The 371-nt window shown below is 62.5% G+C and carries 1 pseudogene; it reads right to left on the minus strand.

Annotation, left to right across the window (positions count from 1 at the left end):
• Positions 1-327, minus strand: a pseudogene (locus RN629_RS18330) (RHS repeat-associated core domain-containing protein); the annotation flags it as partial.
• Between the last annotated feature and the right edge of the window lie 44 nt (positions 328-371).

Below are 371 nucleotides of genomic sequence, written 5' to 3' on the forward strand. Positions count from 1 at the left end.
ATAGGCCCGGTTCACGTTCACATAGCCGGTGAACGCATAGCCATCGTTCGACCGTGTCTTCGCCGTGATCTGGCTCGCCGGATTATACTCGAACGTCGTCGTCACGTCGTCCGCCGTACCCGCCAGATCGTCGCTCAGGCTCGCCAGCCGTGAGATCGCGTCATAGCCGTAGCCGCTCGATACCAGTCCACGCCTGTCACCCGCCCTGCGCCCCTGCGCATCATAGCTGATCGTCGCCACCACGGTCCCGCCGTTCTCGCGGACGGCCGTCCGGCGGTCAAGGCTGTCGTAGTCGAACGTAAAAAAGGTGCCGTCGGGATACGTCATCCGCGTGCGATTGTCGTTCGCGTCAAATTGGTAGCCGAGCGTCA

The sequence above is a fragment of the Facivitalis istanbulensis genome (assembly GCF_040560405.1).
Taxonomy (GTDB): Bacteria; Pseudomonadota; Alphaproteobacteria; order Sphingomonadales; family Sphingomonadaceae; genus Sphingomonas; species Sphingomonas istanbulensis.